The organism is Ruegeria sp. AP12, assembly GCF_056540025.1.
Genome location: NZ_JBQFVZ010000312.1, coordinates 1 through 548, shown reverse-complemented (window position 1 = coordinate 548; position 548 = coordinate 1). Strand labels below are relative to the sequence as shown.

The 548-nt window shown below is 63.1% G+C and carries 1 protein-coding gene; it reads left to right on the top strand.

The genetic code is table 11. The features are described 5' to 3' along the window. Positions 1 to 54: 54 nt before the first annotated feature. Positions 55 to 548, top strand: a 494-nt coding sequence (locus ACR0E6_RS22930) for a carbamoyl-phosphate synthase domain-containing protein (protein ID WP_480587755.1), incomplete at its 3' end; no start/stop codon positions are given.

Sequence of the window (548 nt, the reverse complement as noted above, 5' to 3'; positions counted from 1 at the left end):
CGAACGTATAACCCCCTTAGGTATGCGCCGATTTACCTGCAGGAGAGTTGCGCCATGGCCCAGAACGCCCCGTCCAAGCCCACCGCATGTCTGGCTTTGGCCGACGGAACTTTGTTCTACGGAATGGGCTTCGGCGCCACAGGACAGACCGTGGCCGAGCTGTGCTTCAACACCGCCATGACCGGCTACCAAGAGATCATGACCGACCCCTCCTATGCCGGGCAGATCGTTACCTTTACCTTTCCGCATATCGGCAATGTCGGCGTGAACCCCGAGGACGACGAAACCGGGGATCCGGTGGCCGCGGGCATGGTCGTCAAGTGGGACCCGACCGAGCCGTCAAACTGGCGCTCGGCTGAAGAGCTGAAGGGCTGGCTGGAGCGTCGTGGCCGTATCGCGATCGGTGGCATCGACACCCGCCGCCTTACCCGCGCAATCCGCCAGCAGGGTGCGCCGCATGTCGCATTGGCCCACGACCCCGAAGGTAACTTCGATATCGAAGCGCTGGTGTCCGCCGCACGCGGCTTTGCCGGGCTTGAAGGGATGGA